The 14578-nt window shown below is 72.7% G+C and carries 13 protein-coding genes and 1 pseudogene; 6 read left to right on the top strand and 8 right to left on the bottom strand.

What is annotated here, in order from left to right:
• A partial coding sequence (locus tag ACFWGZ_RS31290; RefSeq protein ID WP_382455185.1) for a methylmalonyl-CoA mutase family protein occupies positions 1-298 on the bottom strand: 298 nt, incomplete at its 3' end.
• Positions 295-1965 (bottom strand): methylmalonyl-CoA mutase family protein, encoded by a 1671-nt coding sequence (locus tag ACFWGZ_RS31285; protein WP_382455184.1) that lies wholly within the window; start codon positions 1963-1965, stop codon positions 295-297. The genes ACFWGZ_RS31285 and ACFWGZ_RS31290, both read right to left, overlap by 4 nt.
• A gap of 200 nt (positions 1966-2165) precedes the next feature.
• Here ACFWGZ_RS31285 and ACFWGZ_RS31280 point away from each other — a divergent pair, with 200 nt between their 5' ends.
• Positions 2166-2885 carry a thioesterase II family protein gene (locus ACFWGZ_RS31280; RefSeq protein WP_382455183.1) on the top strand — a complete coding sequence of 240 codons (720 nt, stop codon included), beginning with the start codon at positions 2166-2168 and terminating at the stop codon, positions 2883-2885.
• Between the two features lie 4 nt (positions 2886-2889).
• On the opposite strand, the gene ACFWGZ_RS31275 is transcribed toward ACFWGZ_RS31280, so the two are convergent.
• Both ACFWGZ_RS31275 and ACFWGZ_RS31270 read right to left on the bottom strand, forming a co-directional pair.
• A complete protein-coding gene (locus ACFWGZ_RS31275; RefSeq protein ID WP_382455182.1) occupies positions 2890-4134 on the bottom strand; it encodes a glycosyl hydrolase in 1245 nt (414 codons plus the stop codon).
• Positions 4131-5162, bottom strand: a complete 1032-nt coding sequence (locus ACFWGZ_RS31270; protein ID WP_382455181.1) for a LacI family DNA-binding transcriptional regulator — start codon at positions 5160-5162, stop codon at positions 4131-4133. The genes ACFWGZ_RS31275 and ACFWGZ_RS31270 overlap by 4 nt, the downstream gene beginning before the upstream one ends.
• A gap of 100 nt (positions 5163-5262) precedes the next feature.
• On the opposite strand from ACFWGZ_RS31270, the gene ACFWGZ_RS31265 reads away from it, so the two are divergent.
• The 5 genes from ACFWGZ_RS31265 to ACFWGZ_RS31245 are packed head-to-tail and all read left to right on the top strand — an operon-like array spanning position 5263 to position 11799.
• Positions 5263-6546 carry an ABC transporter substrate-binding protein gene (locus ACFWGZ_RS31265; RefSeq protein WP_382455180.1) on the top strand — a complete coding sequence of 428 codons (1284 nt, stop codon included), beginning with the start codon at positions 5263-5265 and terminating at the stop codon, positions 6544-6546.
• Positions 6547-6559: 13 nt separating this feature from the next.
• On the top strand, positions 6560-7489 hold the full coding sequence (locus tag ACFWGZ_RS31260; protein ID WP_382455179.1) for a carbohydrate ABC transporter permease: 930 nt from the start codon (positions 6560-6562) through the stop codon (positions 7487-7489).
• Positions 7490-7514: 25 nt separating this feature from the next.
• On the top strand, positions 7515-8366 hold the full coding sequence (locus tag ACFWGZ_RS31255; protein WP_382455178.1) for a carbohydrate ABC transporter permease: 852 nt from the start codon (positions 7515-7517) through the stop codon (positions 8364-8366).
• Positions 8363-10531 carry a glycoside hydrolase family 3 protein gene (locus tag ACFWGZ_RS31250; protein WP_382455177.1) on the top strand — a complete coding sequence of 723 codons (2169 nt, stop codon included), beginning with the start codon at positions 8363-8365 and terminating at the stop codon, positions 10529-10531. The genes ACFWGZ_RS31255 and ACFWGZ_RS31250 overlap by 4 nt, the downstream gene beginning before the upstream one ends.
• Complete coding sequence (locus tag ACFWGZ_RS31245) at positions 10519-11799, top strand: glycoside hydrolase family 125 protein (protein WP_382455176.1); 1281 nt, start codon at positions 10519-10521, stop codon at positions 11797-11799. The genes ACFWGZ_RS31250 and ACFWGZ_RS31245 overlap by 13 nt, the downstream gene beginning before the upstream one ends.
• A 54-nt stretch (positions 11800-11853) precedes the next feature.
• On the opposite strand, the gene ACFWGZ_RS31240 is transcribed toward ACFWGZ_RS31245, so the two are convergent.
• The 4 genes and pseudogenes from ACFWGZ_RS31240 to ACFWGZ_RS31225 all read right to left on the bottom strand — a co-directional run.
• Positions 11854-12507 carry a response regulator gene (locus ACFWGZ_RS31240; RefSeq protein ID WP_382455175.1) on the bottom strand — a complete coding sequence of 218 codons (654 nt, stop codon included), beginning with the start codon at positions 12505-12507 and terminating at the stop codon, positions 11854-11856.
• Positions 12495-13181 carry a sensor histidine kinase gene (locus ACFWGZ_RS31235; RefSeq protein ID WP_382455174.1) on the bottom strand — a complete coding sequence of 229 codons (687 nt, stop codon included), beginning with the start codon at positions 13179-13181 and terminating at the stop codon, positions 12495-12497. Before ACFWGZ_RS31235 ends, ACFWGZ_RS31240 begins: the two co-directional genes overlap by 13 nt.
• Positions 13118-13585, bottom strand: coding sequence for a hypothetical protein (locus ACFWGZ_RS31230; protein WP_382455173.1), 468 nt, complete (start codon positions 13583-13585; stop codon positions 13118-13120). Before ACFWGZ_RS31230 ends, ACFWGZ_RS31235 begins: the two co-directional genes overlap by 64 nt.
• A 24-nt stretch (positions 13586-13609) precedes the next feature.
• A pseudogene (locus ACFWGZ_RS31225) lies at positions 13610-14479 on the bottom strand (serine hydrolase domain-containing protein); the annotation flags it as partial.
• Between the last annotated feature and the right edge of the window lie 99 nt (positions 14480-14578).

Below are 14578 nucleotides of genomic sequence, written 5' to 3'. Positions count from 1 at the left end.
GCCCCTTCTGCCCGGCCGCGAGGTTGCGCCGGTAGAAAGCGTTCGACTCCTCCGCCGTCGAGAACCCCGCGTACTGACGCACCGTCCACGGCTGGCTCACATACATCGTCGGATACGGGCCGCGCAGAAACGGCGCCACACCGGGAAAGGTCTCCAAGAAGTCCAGACCGTCGATGTCCTGCGGCCCGTACACCGGCTTGACCGCGATCCCCTCCGGCGTCTCCCACACCGGCAGGTCCGCCTCGTACTCCGCCGACGGCAGCGGGCCGAGGTCGACGTCCGCGAAGTCGGGGATCACGCGGTCACCCCGATGAAGGCGAAGGTGTCCTTCAGGACGTCGAGCGCGGGGCAGCCGGTGAACACGAAGCCGTCGACGTCCGCGTCGGTCTTCCTGCCGGCCAGCAGCACACGTCTCGCGCCCACGGCACGCAGCGCGTCCACAGTCTCGACCGCGAGTTCGGCGTAGCTCTGCTCGGTGCCGCACAGGACCGCGACCTCGGCGCCGGACTCCTTGAACCGCACGGCCACGTCCTCCGCGCCCCTGGTGGCCCCCGCGTCCGGGGTGGCGAAGCCGCCCGCGTTGAAGAGGTTGGCGGCGAAGGTCGCCCGCGCGGTGTGCGCGGCCACCGGGCCGAGCGTGGCCAGGAAGACCCGCGGCCGTTCCGGCTGGGCATCGGCCAGGTCGCGCAACTCCTCGAAGGCCTGTGCGTAACGCACCCGCGGCACCCCGGAACCGGTCGGCGCAGTGTCCGGCGCACGCACCACGCGCTTCTCGCCCAGGTCCGGGAACTCGCTCACCCCGGTCACCGGGTCGCGCCGATCCGCGATCCGAGCCGACCGCGCGGCCCACGTCGCGGCGATCCGCGCCGCCACCAGCGGTCGTGCCGCCTCGATGCCGCCCGCGCGCTCGATCTCCTGGAACCACGCCCACGCGGCGGCGGCCAGCGACTCCGTCAGCTGCTCCACGTACCAGGACCCGGCCGCCGGGTCGACCACCTCGCCGAGGTGCGCCTCCTCCAGCAGCACGTTCTGCGTGTTGCGGGCGACGCGGCGCGCGAACTCGTCCGGCAGGCCGATGGCCGCGTCGAACGGCTGCACCGTCACCGCGTCCGCGCCACCGAGGCAGGCGCCGGCCGCGGCCACCGTCGTGCGCAGCATGTTCACCCACGGGTCGCGCCGCGTCATCATCGCCGACGACGTCACCGCGTGCTGCACCTGCACGGCACCGTCCACACCGGACACCTCGGCCACCCGCGCCCACAACCTGCGCGCCGCGCGGAACTTCGCGATGGAGAGGAACTGGTCGACCGTCGCGGCGTAGCGGAACTCCAGCTGGGCGAAGGCTTCTGCCGCCGGGAGGCCGGCGGCCGTCAGTGCGCGCAGGTGCGACACGGCCAGCGCCAGCGACGCGCCCAGTTCGTCGGCGTCCGAGCCGCCCGCGTCGTGGAACGGCAGCGCGTCCACCACGACCGTGCGCAGCGACGGGAACGCCGAGGCGGCCTGGAGGATCACGTCCAGGGCGTCACCCGAGGGCGTCAGCGCGAGGTTGCCGCGCACGTCGTCCGGCGAGATCTCGCGCCACAGCCGGAGCATCGCCCGGGCGGCGTCCACCGAACCGTCGAGCACGACGGGCACGAGGTCGAGGTGCGCGCCGTCCAGCGCCTTCGCCACATCGGCTGCGGGGACGGCGAGCCACAACGACTTGACGCCGCCCTCCAGGTCGTTCAGGACCGCGACCGGGTCCGCGGTGGTGTGCCGTTGCCGGACGTCCCAGCCCTGCCGCAGCGGCACGAGACCGGGGAACCGCGCCGGGGCGTCGGTGTAGAGCGGCTGCACCTCGAGGCCGTCGGGTGTGCGGGAGACGAGCGAGCCGAAGTCCGCGCCCGTCTTGCGGAGCACGGCGTCGACCAGGCCGCGCCACTGCTCCCGCGACGCCGCCGGGAAGCCTCCTGCCAGCTCCATCATGCGTCGAAGTCTCGGCACCGCAACGGATTCCGACAACCCCTACCGGTGAGCGCGTTCACCTAGGGGCCGGGGCAGGGGTCCGGGAACTCGCACCCCTGAAACGCCCGCGCGGGCCGCCGGGATCGGGCAGAGTCGAGGTGTCGACACCAAGCGATGGGGAGGCCCATGACCACCGCACGACGCGAAGCGCCGGTGCGCGGATGAACGACCTGTGGGTCCGCCGCTACCACCCGGCGCCGGAGGCGACGACCAGGCTCGTGTGCCTGCCGCACGCGGGCGGGTCGGCCTCGTTCTACTTCCCGTTCTCCCGCGCGCTCGGGAGCACGGTCGAGGCCGTCGCCGTCCAGTACCCGGGCCGGCAGGACCGGCACACCGAACCGCTCGCGGACAGCATCTCCGAGCTCGCGGACGGCGTCACCAAGGCGCTCGGCGACTGGACCGACCTGCCCGTGGCCCTGTTCGGCCACAGCATGGGCGCGCTGGTCGGCTACGAGGTCGCCCGCAGGACGCCCGGCGTCACCGCGTTGTTCGTCTCCGGCCGGCGCGCGCCGCACCTGCTCCGCGAGGAGTCCGTGCACACCCGCACCGACGACGGCATCATCGCCGAGCTGAAGTCGCTCAGCGGCACCGAGCAGCGCATCTTCGGCGACGAGGAACTGCTGCGCATGGTGCTGCCCGCCCTGCGCGCCGACTACCGCGCGGTGGAGACGTACCGGCACGAGCCCGGCCCGCCCCTGGACGTCCCCGTGCACGCGCTGACCGGCGACGACGACCCCAAGGCGCGGGTGCCGGAGGTGCGGGAGTGGGAACGGCACACCACGCGGTCGTTCACGCTCACGACGTTCTCCGGCGGCCACTTCTACCTGGCGCGGCACCAGCAGGCGATCGTCGGCCTGGTCGAGCGGACCCTCGCCGGCTGACCGCTCAGACCGCCGCGGCGCGCTCCAGCACCCGGATGCCGCGGGCCTCCAGCGCCGCGGGGGAGGAGGCCGTCGTGCTCGTGACGACACCGACGTCCACACCCTGCTCCCGCAGCTCGTGCCACCGCTCGAAGGTCGCCCCGCCCGGTGCGAGAGCCGTCCGCGACAGCGGCAGGTCGTCCTCGTCGACGTCGACGACGACACCGACCGTGCGGGGGACCGGCCGCGTGCCGCGCTTCGCCTCGGTGACGAGCTCGGCGAACCGGCGGCCGACCGGCTTCACGCGGTTCTCCGTGTCGAGCAGGCCCAGGGAGTACTCGAGGTCCTTGTAGTCGCCGAGCGACCGGGACACGTCGTGCGAGCACCACCAGGTGATCGCGAACAGGTCCGTGGTCGTCAGCGCGGCGCGGACCGTGCGCTCGCAGAACTCCGGCATCTCGGCCTCGGCGAGGTTCATCGACGGCGCGCCGACCTCCTGCAGCCAGACCCGGCGGCCCGGGTCGTCGGCGAACGCCTTCGACAGCTCGATCATCCACTCGGCGTGCCGCACCGACTGCGGCGAGAGCGCGCCGTAGCGGGCCGCGGTGCCGTTGAAGATCCACGAGTGCACGGTCGTCATGTCGCCGAGACGGCTCGCGTGGACGGGCACGAACGGGTGCTCGTCGCGGTACCAGAGGTGGTCGTTCTCGCTGTGGGTCACGACGTGGCGGGGGTCGCGGTCGTGCGGGGCGCTCAGCAGGCTCGTCAGCCAGTGGGTGACCTGCTCGGTCGTGGCCGGCATCGCCGCGGGGTTGGGGAGCTGGAACTGGTTGAGCTCGTTGCCGAGCGTGAGTCCCAGGAAGTTCGGCTTGGCGCGCACCGCGTCGTACACGGCGGCGACGAGCGCCGCTTGGGCCGCCACGGCGGGCGCGTCGGTGAACATGTTGCCGTTGTGCCAGTTCACGAGCCAGGCGGGGACGAAGTCGAAGCCGGACATGTGGCCCTGGATCACGTCCACCGCGATGTCCAGGCCGAACTCGGCGGCGATGTCGGCCACCAGGGCGATGTCGTCGAGCGCACGCCGGCGGATCAGCGTGCGGTTCGGTTGCAGGACCGGCCACAGCGGGAAGACCCGCACGTGGTCGGCGCCCAGGCCGGCGATCGCCGCGAAGTCCGCGCGCACGGCGTCGGGTTCCACGGCCATCCACTGGAACATCCAGTCCTTCGACGGGGTGTAGTTGACGCCGAACCTCGGCACGGTGGTGGTCAAGGCTTGTCCTCGCGGTTGTTCGGAGCGGGCGCCGTGGACTCGCGCACGAGCAGGCGGCGGCCGCTGACGGTCTGGGCTGCGACGTCCTCGCCGCGGACGAGTCGTTCCAGCAGGGAGACGGCGGCGCGGGCGCTATCCTCCACCGGTGCGTCGAACGCCGTCAGCCGCGGGCGGACGATCGTCGACACCCAGGAGTCCTCCCAGGCGACCACCGACAGCTGTTCCGGCACGCGCACGCCCACTTCCGGCGCGTGGGCCACGATCTCGGCGGCGATCGTCTCGCTGTCGACGATGATCGCCGTCGCCTCTCCCAGCCGGCCGAGCAGGTCGGCGACGGGATCGGCCGCGGCCGGGTCCCACACGGCCAGGGCGGCCCGCACGCCGCGTTCCCTCGCCGCGGCGCGGAACCTCTTGTCCCTGGCGCGGGTGTGGGCGAGGCCCGGGGCGTCGGTGACGCGGGTGACGGCCCGGTGCCCCAGGCCCGCCAGGTGCTCCAGGGCCTCGGTGAACGCCGTGCCGTCGCGGACGGTGACCGCGGCGACGGGACCGGGGACCGGGGCGCCGAGCAGGGCGGCGGGGGCGCCCAGCTGTTCCACCAGGGCCAGGCGCGGGTCGTCGTCGCGCACGTCCACCAGCAGGAACGCGTCCACGCGCTGCTCGCCCCACCACTGGCGGTAGACCTGCTCTTCCTCCTCCGCCCGCACGAGGGTGAGCGACAGCGACCAGCCGATGTCGGCGAGCGGTTCGGTCAGGCCCGCGAGCAGGCGCATGAAGAACGGGTCGCGGCCGAACGTCCCGCGGGACCGGGCGATGACGAGCCCGAGGCTCCGGCCGCCCTGGCCGGAGACCTTGCGGCTCGCGAAGTTCGGGCGCCAGTTGAGCTCGTCGGCGGCGGCGCGGATGCGGGCCGCGGTGGCTTCGGAGACGTTCGGCCGTCCGTTGAAGACGTGGGACACCGCGGAGGGCGACACGCCCGCGAGCCGGGCCACGGCGGCGATCGTCACGCGCTTCGTGCTGGGTTCACTCATGACACCCCCGAGGTTAGAGTCGTTGACCTCCGCTTGTAAAGCGGTATACCTTGCTCGCCACTTGATGTGTACCGCTATACAAGACCCCCGCGGAGGACTCGTGCCCAACGCCATCAGCAGGCGCACGCTGCTGCGCGCCGCGGTCGGAGGAGGCATCGCCGCACCGTTGCTCTCGGGGTGCGGCGCGCTCATGCCCGCCTCGGACCGGCCCGGCGCGCTCTCGGTGCACACCCAGCTCAGCGGGGCGGTGGCCGGCGCCCAGGTCTTCGCCGACTCCGTCGCCGCCTACGAACGCCAGACCGGCCGCCCGGTCGCGTTGCTGAAGAACGGCTCCGACCTGCCCATCGTCTTCGAGACGAGCTCGCTCGCGGGCGAGGAGGCCGATGTCGCCCTGGTGAACCTGCAGGGCCGCACGCTCTCCTGGACCCCGCTCGGCGCGACCATCCCGCTCACCGGGCTGCTCGACGAGTGGGGCCTGCGCGACAAGATCATCCCCGAGGCGCTCGCGGAGTGGACGGACGCGAACGGCAACCTGCGCGCGTTCCCCTTCACCCGCACCAACTGGCCCGTCTCGTTCAACACCCGGCTGCTCGAGCAGGCCGGCGTCCAGATCCCCACGACGTCGGACGAGCTCATCGCCGTCGCCGACGCGTTGCGCTCCAAGGGAATCGGCCCGGTCACGGTCGGCGGGTCCGACTGGAGCGGGCAGAAGATGTTCCTGCAGATCCTGCAGGGCTTCCTCACCACCGAGGAGGCGAAGCAGGTCTTCTCGAGCGGCAAGCTCTCCGAGAGCCCCGGCGCCGTCGCGGGAGTGCGGCACTTCGTCGAACTGCGCGACGCGGGCGTCTTCGTCGACGACGTGCAGGGCTACACCTCCGACTCCGAGCTGACGCAGTTCAACACCGGCAAGGCCGCGATCGTGCCCGCGATGTCCTCGGCCCTCGCGAAGGTCCCCGCCGAACGCGCCAAGGAGGTCACCGTCGGGGGCTGGCCCGTGCCCTCGCGCGGCGGCGTGATCGAACGCCCGAGCGTGATCCGCAGCTTCAACGGCCACGGCATCTGGGTCAGCGAGAACGGCGCGAAGAAGCTCGACCTGGTCAAGCCGTTCGTGCAGTACCTCTACAGCGACCAGGTCACCGACGCGATGATCCTCGGCTCCGGCCGCGACATGAACCGGATCACCTCGACCGTCAGCCAGAACTTCCCGCTCGTCGCCCAGGCGTCCCGGCTCACCGAGCAGCAGGTCTCGCCCGTGCTGCTGCCCGACCTGCTCATCCCGCAGAACGCGTTCGAGCCGATGATCCAGGCCACCGCCGCGGCCTACGGCCGGATCCCCGCCGAACGCATCATCGACGTCTTCGAGAGGGCCTACGCCACGGCGTGAGGAAGGACCTGCCTTGACCGCTCTGACCGAAGTGGCCGTCACGACCACTCCCGACCCTTCCCCGCCCCCCGGCCGCGCCGCCCGCCCGTCCCTGCGGGAGCGCTTCCCCGGCCTCGCCCTGCCCGCACTGATCTGGTACGCGGTGTTCATGGTCGGCCCGGTCGTGGCGATGATCGTCATCGGCTTCCTGTCCTGGCCGGGCATGCTCGTCGAGCCCGGGTTCGCGGGGCTCGACAACTTCCGCCGCGTGTTCGCCGACGAGAACTTCTGGACCGCGGCGGGGAACTCGGCGCTGCAGATCGTCTTCGGCCTCCCGGTCATGATGGTGCTGGCGTTCCTGCTCGCGTTCTACGTCGTGCAGAAACCGCGCGGCCACAAGCTGTTGCGCTACCTGCTCTTCATCCCCGCGCTGATCTCCGCGCCGGCGACCGCCATGGTCTTCTACGCGATGCTGAACCCCGACGGCCTGCTCAACGGGGTGCTGCGCCCGCTCGGCTTCGACGGCACCGCCTGGCTCGCCGACCCCTCCACGGCGCTGGGCGCGATCGTCGCCGTCGAGCTGTGGAGCGGCATCGGCTACTCCGCGGTGCTCATCGCCTCGCGCCTGGACGGCGTCGACTCCGAGATCGTGCAGGCCGCGCGCATCGACGGCGCGGGGGACTGGCGGATCGCCTGGCGCATGTACTGGCCGATCGCCCGCGACTTCATCGGCGTCGTCACGATGCTGCAGTTCCTGTCCATGCTGTTCAACTCGGCCCAGACCGTGCTGCTGCTGACCCAGGGAGGGCCCGGCACGTCGACCACGACGCTGTCGTACCTCGTCTACCGCAAGGCCTTCGTCGAGACCGACCTCGGCTACAGCCAGGCCGTGGGCCTCGTCCTCTTCGTGCTGGGCCTGCTGGGCATGGGCGCGATCCGCCGGGTGCTCCGCGCCACCCACTGACCCCGATCCCGAGGAGAGTCCCACCATGGCCCGGACCGCACTCCGCCCGTTGCGCGACCGCGTCGGCTCGATCACCAGCGGCACGCTCGCGTGGATCTACGCCGCCCTGCTGGTCGTGCCCTTCTACTACTTCATCGTCTCGTCGTTCAAGTCGAACGAGGAGATCTTCGAGTCGCCGCTGGCGTTGCCGGGGACGTGGGACTTCGGCAACTTCGCCACCGCGATCCGCCAGGCCGACCTCGTGCTCGCCGTCGCGAACTCGGTGCTGACGACCGCCGGCGCGCTCGTGCTCACCCTGCTGCTCGCGCTGCCCGCCTCGTTCGCGCTCGCCCGCTCCACCGGCCGGCTCGGCAAGATCGTCGAGAACGTGTTCGCGCTCGGCTTCCTCATCCCGTCGTTCGCGGCGCTCTTCCCGACCTTCCTGCTCGCGGCGGCGCTGGGGCTCTTCCACAGCCGCACGTTCATCGTGTTCCTGCTGCCCGCCACGGCCCTGCCGCTGTCGATCGTGATCCTCACGTCGTTCATGCGCACGATCCCGCGCGAGCTCGAGGAAGCCGCCTCGATGGACGGCGCGTCGGCCCTGCAGGTGCTGCGGCAGGTCTACCTGCCGATCTGCGTGCCCGGCATCGCGACCGTGCTGCTGCTCAACTTCCTGTCGTTCTGGAACGCCTACCTGTACCCGTTGATCCTCACCGGGCCGGACACCGCGCAGCGCACCATCCAGGTGGCGCTGCCGACGCTCAAGGTCGACGCGGGCACCGACTACGGCGTCCTGATGGCCGGCACGTTGTTCACGCTGCTGCCGGTGTACCTCGTCTACACGGTGCTGCAGCGGCAGATGCAGCGCGCACTGCTCTCCGGAGCCGTCAAGGGATGATCACCGCGTCCTCGCTCCCGCTGCGGAGCCAGATCGGCCAGGTCAACCAGCGCCTCAAGGGCTGGGAGGCACTGCGCTGGGTCGACGGCGCTCCCCGCGTCACCGACGTGCTGCGCCGCGAGGTCGACCGGTTCGGCGGCATCGGCGCCCTCTACGGCGTCCTGCGCGCCGACCCGTGGTCGGCCGTCCACTGGCACAACGGGATCCCGCCCGAACGCAGCGCGGAGGCGTACGCGGCCGTGCAGGACTACGTCACGCGCAACGGCTGCGGCGTGCCCGTGCTGTTCGTCGAGGAAGCACCGCACGGCCTGCAAGCTCTCGGCGGCACGACGCTTCCGGTCAACCTCGCGCTCGGCGCGGGCATGGACGTCGAGCTCACCGAGCAGCTCGCGGACGCGGTCGGCGCCGAAGCACGGGCCCGGGGCGTGCACGTCGCGCTCGTGTCGGGCCTGGACGTGCTGCGCGATCCGCGCTGGGGCCGTGCGGAGGAGTGCTTCGGCGAAGATCCCGCCCTCGCCGCGATGCTCGTGGCCGCGACCGTGCGCGGCATGCAGAACCACGTCGCGGTCGTCGCCAAGCACCTCGCCGCCCAGGGCGCGGGCATGGGCGGCCGCAACGGGTCCGGCGCGCCGATCGGCCCCCGCGAGCTCGGCGAGATCCACCTGAGGCCCGCCTTCGCCGCCGCCCGTGCGGGCGTCGCCGGGTTCATGGCCGCCTACAACGACATCGACGGCGTCCCGTGCAGCGCCAGCCGCGACCTGCTCACGGGCACGCTGCGCGAGGACTGGGGCTGGGACGGCGTCGTCATGGCCGACGGGACCGCGATCGACCGCCTCCGCGACAGCGCACCCGACCCGGCCACCGCGGCCGCGCTGGCCCTGCGCGCGGGGGTCGACCTCAGCCTGTGGGACGAGGCGTTCACCCACCTCGACGAGGCACTGGACCGCGGTCTCGCCGAGCGGTCCGACCTGGAACGCGCCGTCGACCGGGTGCTCGCCCTCAAACGCCGCGCCGGCCTGCTGCACGAGCGAGCGCCGGTCACCCGTGACGTGGCGGCGCTGGTCGACCGGGCCGCCCGCCAGGCCGTGGTGCTCGTGCACGGCGCGCTGCCGCTCGACCCGGCCGGCACGGTGGCGCTCATCGGCCCCAACGCCGACGACCTGGAAGCCCAGCTCGGCGACTACACGCCGCCCAGGCCCGCCGCCGACCCCGCCGCGTCGACCGTGCGCTCGGCGCTCGTGGCGCGGCTCGGCGAGGACCGCGTGCTGCACGCGCCCGGATCCCGCGTCCGGACCGCGCTCGGCCCGGACGCCCTCGCCGCGGTGGAGGCCGCGGCCGCCCGCGCCGACGTCTGCGTGCTGGTGCTCGGCGGCACCAGCCGGCGCAGCTACGGCGACGAGTTCGCCGACAACGGCGCGGCCGACGGACCGGCCGCGGACACCACCAACGGCGAAGGCGTGGATCTCGCGTCGATCGCGTTGCCCGAGCCGCAGCTCGAACTCGCGCGCAGGGCTCGGGCGAGCGGCACACCGGTCGTGGCCGTGGTCGTCGACGGACGGCCACGCGCCCTCACCGACCTGGCCGCGCTCGTGGACGCGTTGCTCGTCGTCCCCTTCCCAGGCCCGAGCGGGGGCGCCGCCGTCGTGAGCGCCCTCTTCGACGGCACGGCCACGGGCAGGCTGCCCGCGTCGTTCCCCGTCGCCGACGGCGTCTTCCCGGTCGCCCACGACGAGCGGATGGAGACCGCGCGCGGCTACCTCGACCACCGGCACCCCGCCGGACTCCCGTTCGGCACCGGGGCACGGGTCACGGCCCGCGTCCGCTGGGCGGAGCACCGCATCTCGGCCGCGGATCTCGCCCACGGCGGCTCGGTGCTGATCACGTTCGACGTCACCGGCACCGGCTCCGTGCCGCTCTACGGCCGCCGCCACGAGCTCGGCGTGCGACCGCGCCGCCGGACCCTGCTCGCGGTGCGGCGCGTGGACGGCGAGCCGGTGGCCGAGTTCCGGCTGGGCCTCGACGAACTGGGCTCGTGGCAGACCGGCCGGCCCGTCGCCGTCCCGGTGGAGATCGGCCTCTGGGCCACCGACGACACGGACGAACCGGCGGACGCCGTGCGGATCCGCGTCACCGACGAGAACGGAACGACGCCGTGGCAACGGTAGACGAGACGATCGCCGCCGCGGCGGCCCGCGTGCGCACGGCGGCCGGCGACCGGATCGGCGACCTGGTCGAGGCCGCCCTGCACCGCACGCTGCGCGACACCATCACGATCGGCGAGGACGGCAGCGCGTTCGTCATCACGGGCGACATCCCGGCCATGTGGCTGCGCGACTCCACCACCCAGCTGACGCCGTACCTGAGGTTCCTGGCCGACTGCCCGGAACTCGCGTCGCTCGTCGCCGCCGTCGTGCGCCGCCAGTTCGCGTGCCTGGACCACGACCCGTACGCCAACGCGTTCAACGACGGCCCGACCGGCGCCCACTACGAACCCGGCGACCTCTGCGACGACCCGCACGTCTGGGAGCAGAAGTACGAGATCGACAGCCTCGCCTACCCGGTGACCCTCGCGCACAAGCTCTGGCGCGCAACGGGTTCGGCCGAGGTGTTCGACTCCCGCGCACACCGCGTCCTGCACGCGGTCGTCGCGCAGCTGCGTCTGGAACAACGGCACGACGAGTCCCCGTACCGCTTCGAACGGCCCGGCGCGATCGCGACCGAGACCCTCGCGCGCGGCGGCCGCGGTACGCCCGTGGGCTTCACGGGCATGACGTGGAGCGGGTTCCGGCCCTCGGACGACGCCTGCACCTACGGCTACAACGTCCCGGCGAACCTGTTCGCGGCGCAGGCCCTGCTGGCGGTCGCCGAGATCGCGGACGAGGTCTACCGCGACACCGATCTCGCCACCGGCGCTCGTGGGTTGTCCCGCGAACTCCTCGACGGCGTTGCGGTGCACGGCGTCGTGGACCGCGACGGCGAGCGGATCTACGCCTACGAGGTCGACGGGCTCGGTGGCGTGCTGTGCATGGACGACGCCAACACGCCGTCACTGCTCTCGTCGCCGCTCCTCTCGCCCGACGTGGTCGACCCCGCGGTGTGGCGGGCCACCCGTGCTTTCGTCCTGAGCGACGACAACCCCTACTTCTTCCGCGGCAGCGTGGCGAGCGGCGTCGGCAGCCCGCACACGCTGCCCGGCCGGGTGTGGCCGATCGCTCTCGCCGTCGAGGGGCTGACGGGGACCCCGGCCGACCGGCGGCGGCTGCTCCGGCTGATCGCCGACACCGACGCGGGCACCGGGCACGTCCACGAGAGCTTCGACGTCTCCGACCCGGCGGCGTTCTCGCGGCCCTGGTTCTCCTGGGCCGACTCGATGTTCTGCGAGCTGGCGCTGGCGGTGGCCGACGACGAGAAGGACGAGCGCGGCGGCCAGTAGGGCCGCGATCTCCTGAGCTGCCGTGGAAGCGGCTGACACGGGATTCGTCCCGGGTCAGGCCGAGATGTCGTCCAGGTACTGCAGAACGGCCAGCACCCGGCGGTGCACGGTGTCGCCGGGCGGGAGGTCGCGTTTGGCGAAGATGCGGTTGATGTACTTGCTGACCGCGCGTTCGGTGATGCAGAGCTCGCCCGCGATCGCCGAGTTCGACAGCCCCCGCGCCATCAGCCCCAGCACCTCGCGTTCGCGCGGCGTGAGCCGCGTTTCGGGCGTCGTCCTGGCCAGCCGGTCGAACACCGCCCTGACCACCTGCGGGTCGAGGACCGTGCCGCCGGACGCGACCGCGCGCAGGTCGGTCCCGAACTGCCGGACGTCGCTCACGCGGTCCTTGAGCAGGTAGCCGACGCCGCCGCGGGCGTCGGCCAGCAGTTCGCGCACGTAGGTGCGTTCGACGTACTGGGACAGGATGAGGACCGGCGTGCCCGGACGTCGCCGGCGCGCCTCGATCGCCGCGCGCAGGCCCTCGTCGCGGAACGTCGGGGGGAGCCGGACGTCGACGACGGCGACGTCCGGCTGTTCGCGGTCGAGGGCGTCGAGCAACGCGTCCGGGCCGGCCACCGCGGCCACCACCGTGCAGTCCAGTTCGGTCAGCAGCCGCACCAGGCCCTCGCGGAGCAGCAGCAGGTCCTCGGCGATCACGACGCGCACGGCAGCTCCACTCGCAGCAGGGTCGGGCCGCCGGGCGGACCGGTGATCGTCAGGGCGCCGTCGAACGCGGCCGCGCGGCGGCGCAGGCCGGCCAGGCCCGTTCCGCGCACCTCGTCCGCGCCACCGCCGCCGTCGTCACCGACCTCGACGCGCACCAGGTCACCGTCCATTCGCACCACGACCTCCGCTCTGTTGGCGTTGCTGTGCTTGGCGACGTTCGTCAACGCTTCGGCGACCACGAAGTACACAGTGGACTCCAGTGCGGCCGGGAGCCGGTCCGCGACGTCAACCCGTGCCGTGACCGAACCGATCAGCGGCGCCGTCCGCTCCACCAGCGAGTCGATCCCGCCGGCCAGGCCGCGGTCCGCGAGGATCGGCGGGTACACGCCGTGCACCAAGTCCCGCAGTTCCTGCAGCGCCTCGCCGATTTCCGCGCGGGCCTCCAGCAGCAACGCCCGCCGGTCCGCCGGCAGGCCGTCCAGCTTCACGTCCAGCAGACCGAGCAGCATGCCCGCCGACACCAGCCTGGCCTGTGCGCCGTCGTGCAGGTCGCGCTCGATCCGGCGCAGCTCGGCCGCCTGCACCTCCAAGGCGCCCGCCCGGGACGCGGTCAGCGCCTCGACGCGGCGGGTGAGCCGGTCGGCGCGCCTGCCCTCCAGCACCGCGCGGCCCACGGCGGCGTGCCAGCGGGGCAGGCCAGTGCGATCAGCACCAGCGGTGTGCCGCAGAGCGCCCCCAGCAGGGAGCTGGGGACGTCGGTGACGGGGACGAACACGATGGCCGGCGGGGCCAGCCACCACCACAGGGGCGTGGTGACCACCACCAGGGCGATGCACCACGCCGCCGCCGTCAGCGCGCACGCCGCCGGCCCCAGCACGGCCTGGACCAGCAGCCAGCGCACCTGCCGGCCCCGGCCGACGCGCGGGGCGGCGGTGCCCTCGGTACGGCTCTGGTGCTCGATGAGCGCGTCCGCGGCCGGGCCGGGAGCCGTGCGCAACGGCCACCGCACGAGCTGCCCGGCCGCCCGCAGGCCGGTCACGGCGTTGTGGAGGACGAGACGTTGTCCTGGGTGGTGCACGGGTCCGTCCTCTCTTCGCGCGTGTCAGCGGCCGTGCTCGTCCAGCGTCCGGCGGACGGTATCGGCCAGGCCGGTCAGCGTGTCCCGGTCCGCCGTGCTGTTCACGGCGAGGGTGATGATCACACCGCTGTCCCGGACGTGGGTGTGCGACACCTGGAACCCGAACGTCTGGCCGCGGTAGGACCACACGGGCCGGTTCGTGCCGGAGTCGAGGCGTTCGGCGACACCGAGGCCGAACCCGACCGGGTCCTGCGGGGTGACGGCCGGGATCGGCCTGCTGGTGGTCGCCGAGATCAGCGACGTGAGCTCGCGCTGCTGCGCCGGCGGCAGCAGGCACCCGCCGTAGAGCGCCCGCGTCCACTTCGTCAGGTCCTCCAGGCTGCTGACGAGACCGCCGGCGCCCTGCGCCCACGACAGCGCGAGCGCGGGTACCGGCTTGCCCAGCCACGCGGGCACGTCCGACACCCCGGAGTAGCCCACCGGCATCCGCTGCTCGGTGCCCGGCCGGCACGCGGGCGCCAGGCACGTGTCGCGCATCCCGAGCGGCCGGAGGATTCGGCGCTGCAACCGGGAACCGCAGGTGTCACCGGAGACCCGTTCCACGATCATCTGCGCGAGGACGTAGTTGGTGTTCGAGTACGCGTAGGTCTTCGGCCCCGCCTGACCGCGGACGAACGACACCAGCCCGTCCGCGCTGAACTCCGCGCTCTGGTCGGCCGTCACCGCCGCGCCGAACCCGGCGGAGCCGCCGTAGTCGAGGATGCCGCTCGTCATCGACAGCAGCTGCCGGACGGTCACCTCGCCCCACTCCGGGTACTGCGGCAGCCACCGGCCCAGCGTGTCCTGAATGGACAGACGACCCCCCGCCTCCAGCTGGAGCAGCAGCACGGCGGTGAATGCCTTAGAACTCCTAACTCAATGAGAGGTTGCGGAGTCGGCGCCAGCAGATGATCCCGCAGGCCAGGCTGAGGAACGCTTCGTGGATGTCGTCTC

Origin of the sequence: Lentzea sp. NPDC060358 (assembly GCF_042725365.1) — a bacterium.
GTDB lineage: Bacteria > Actinomycetota > Actinomycetes > Mycobacteriales > Pseudonocardiaceae > Lentzea.
The sequence above is the reverse complement of the archived record's forward strand: the minus strand, read 5'-3'. Positions and strand labels throughout refer to the sequence as shown.

Coding starts and splice junctions, on each gene's coding strand:
- ACFWGZ_RS31285 (WP_382455184.1), bottom strand. CDS start 1,965: ATGATGGAGCTGGCAGGAGGCTTCCCGGCGGCGTCGCGGGAGCAGTGG.
- ACFWGZ_RS31250 (WP_382455177.1), top strand. CDS start 8,363: ATGATCACCGCGTCCTCGCTCCCGCTGCGGAGCCAGATCGGCCAGGTC.
- ACFWGZ_RS31255 (WP_382455178.1), top strand. CDS start 7,515: ATGGCCCGGACCGCACTCCGCCCGTTGCGCGACCGCGTCGGCTCGATC.
- ACFWGZ_RS31270 (WP_382455181.1), bottom strand. CDS start 5,162: ATGAGTGAACCCAGCACGAAGCGCGTGACGATCGCCGCCGTGGCCCGG.
- ACFWGZ_RS31280 (WP_382455183.1), top strand. CDS start 2,166: ATGAACGACCTGTGGGTCCGCCGCTACCACCCGGCGCCGGAGGCGACG.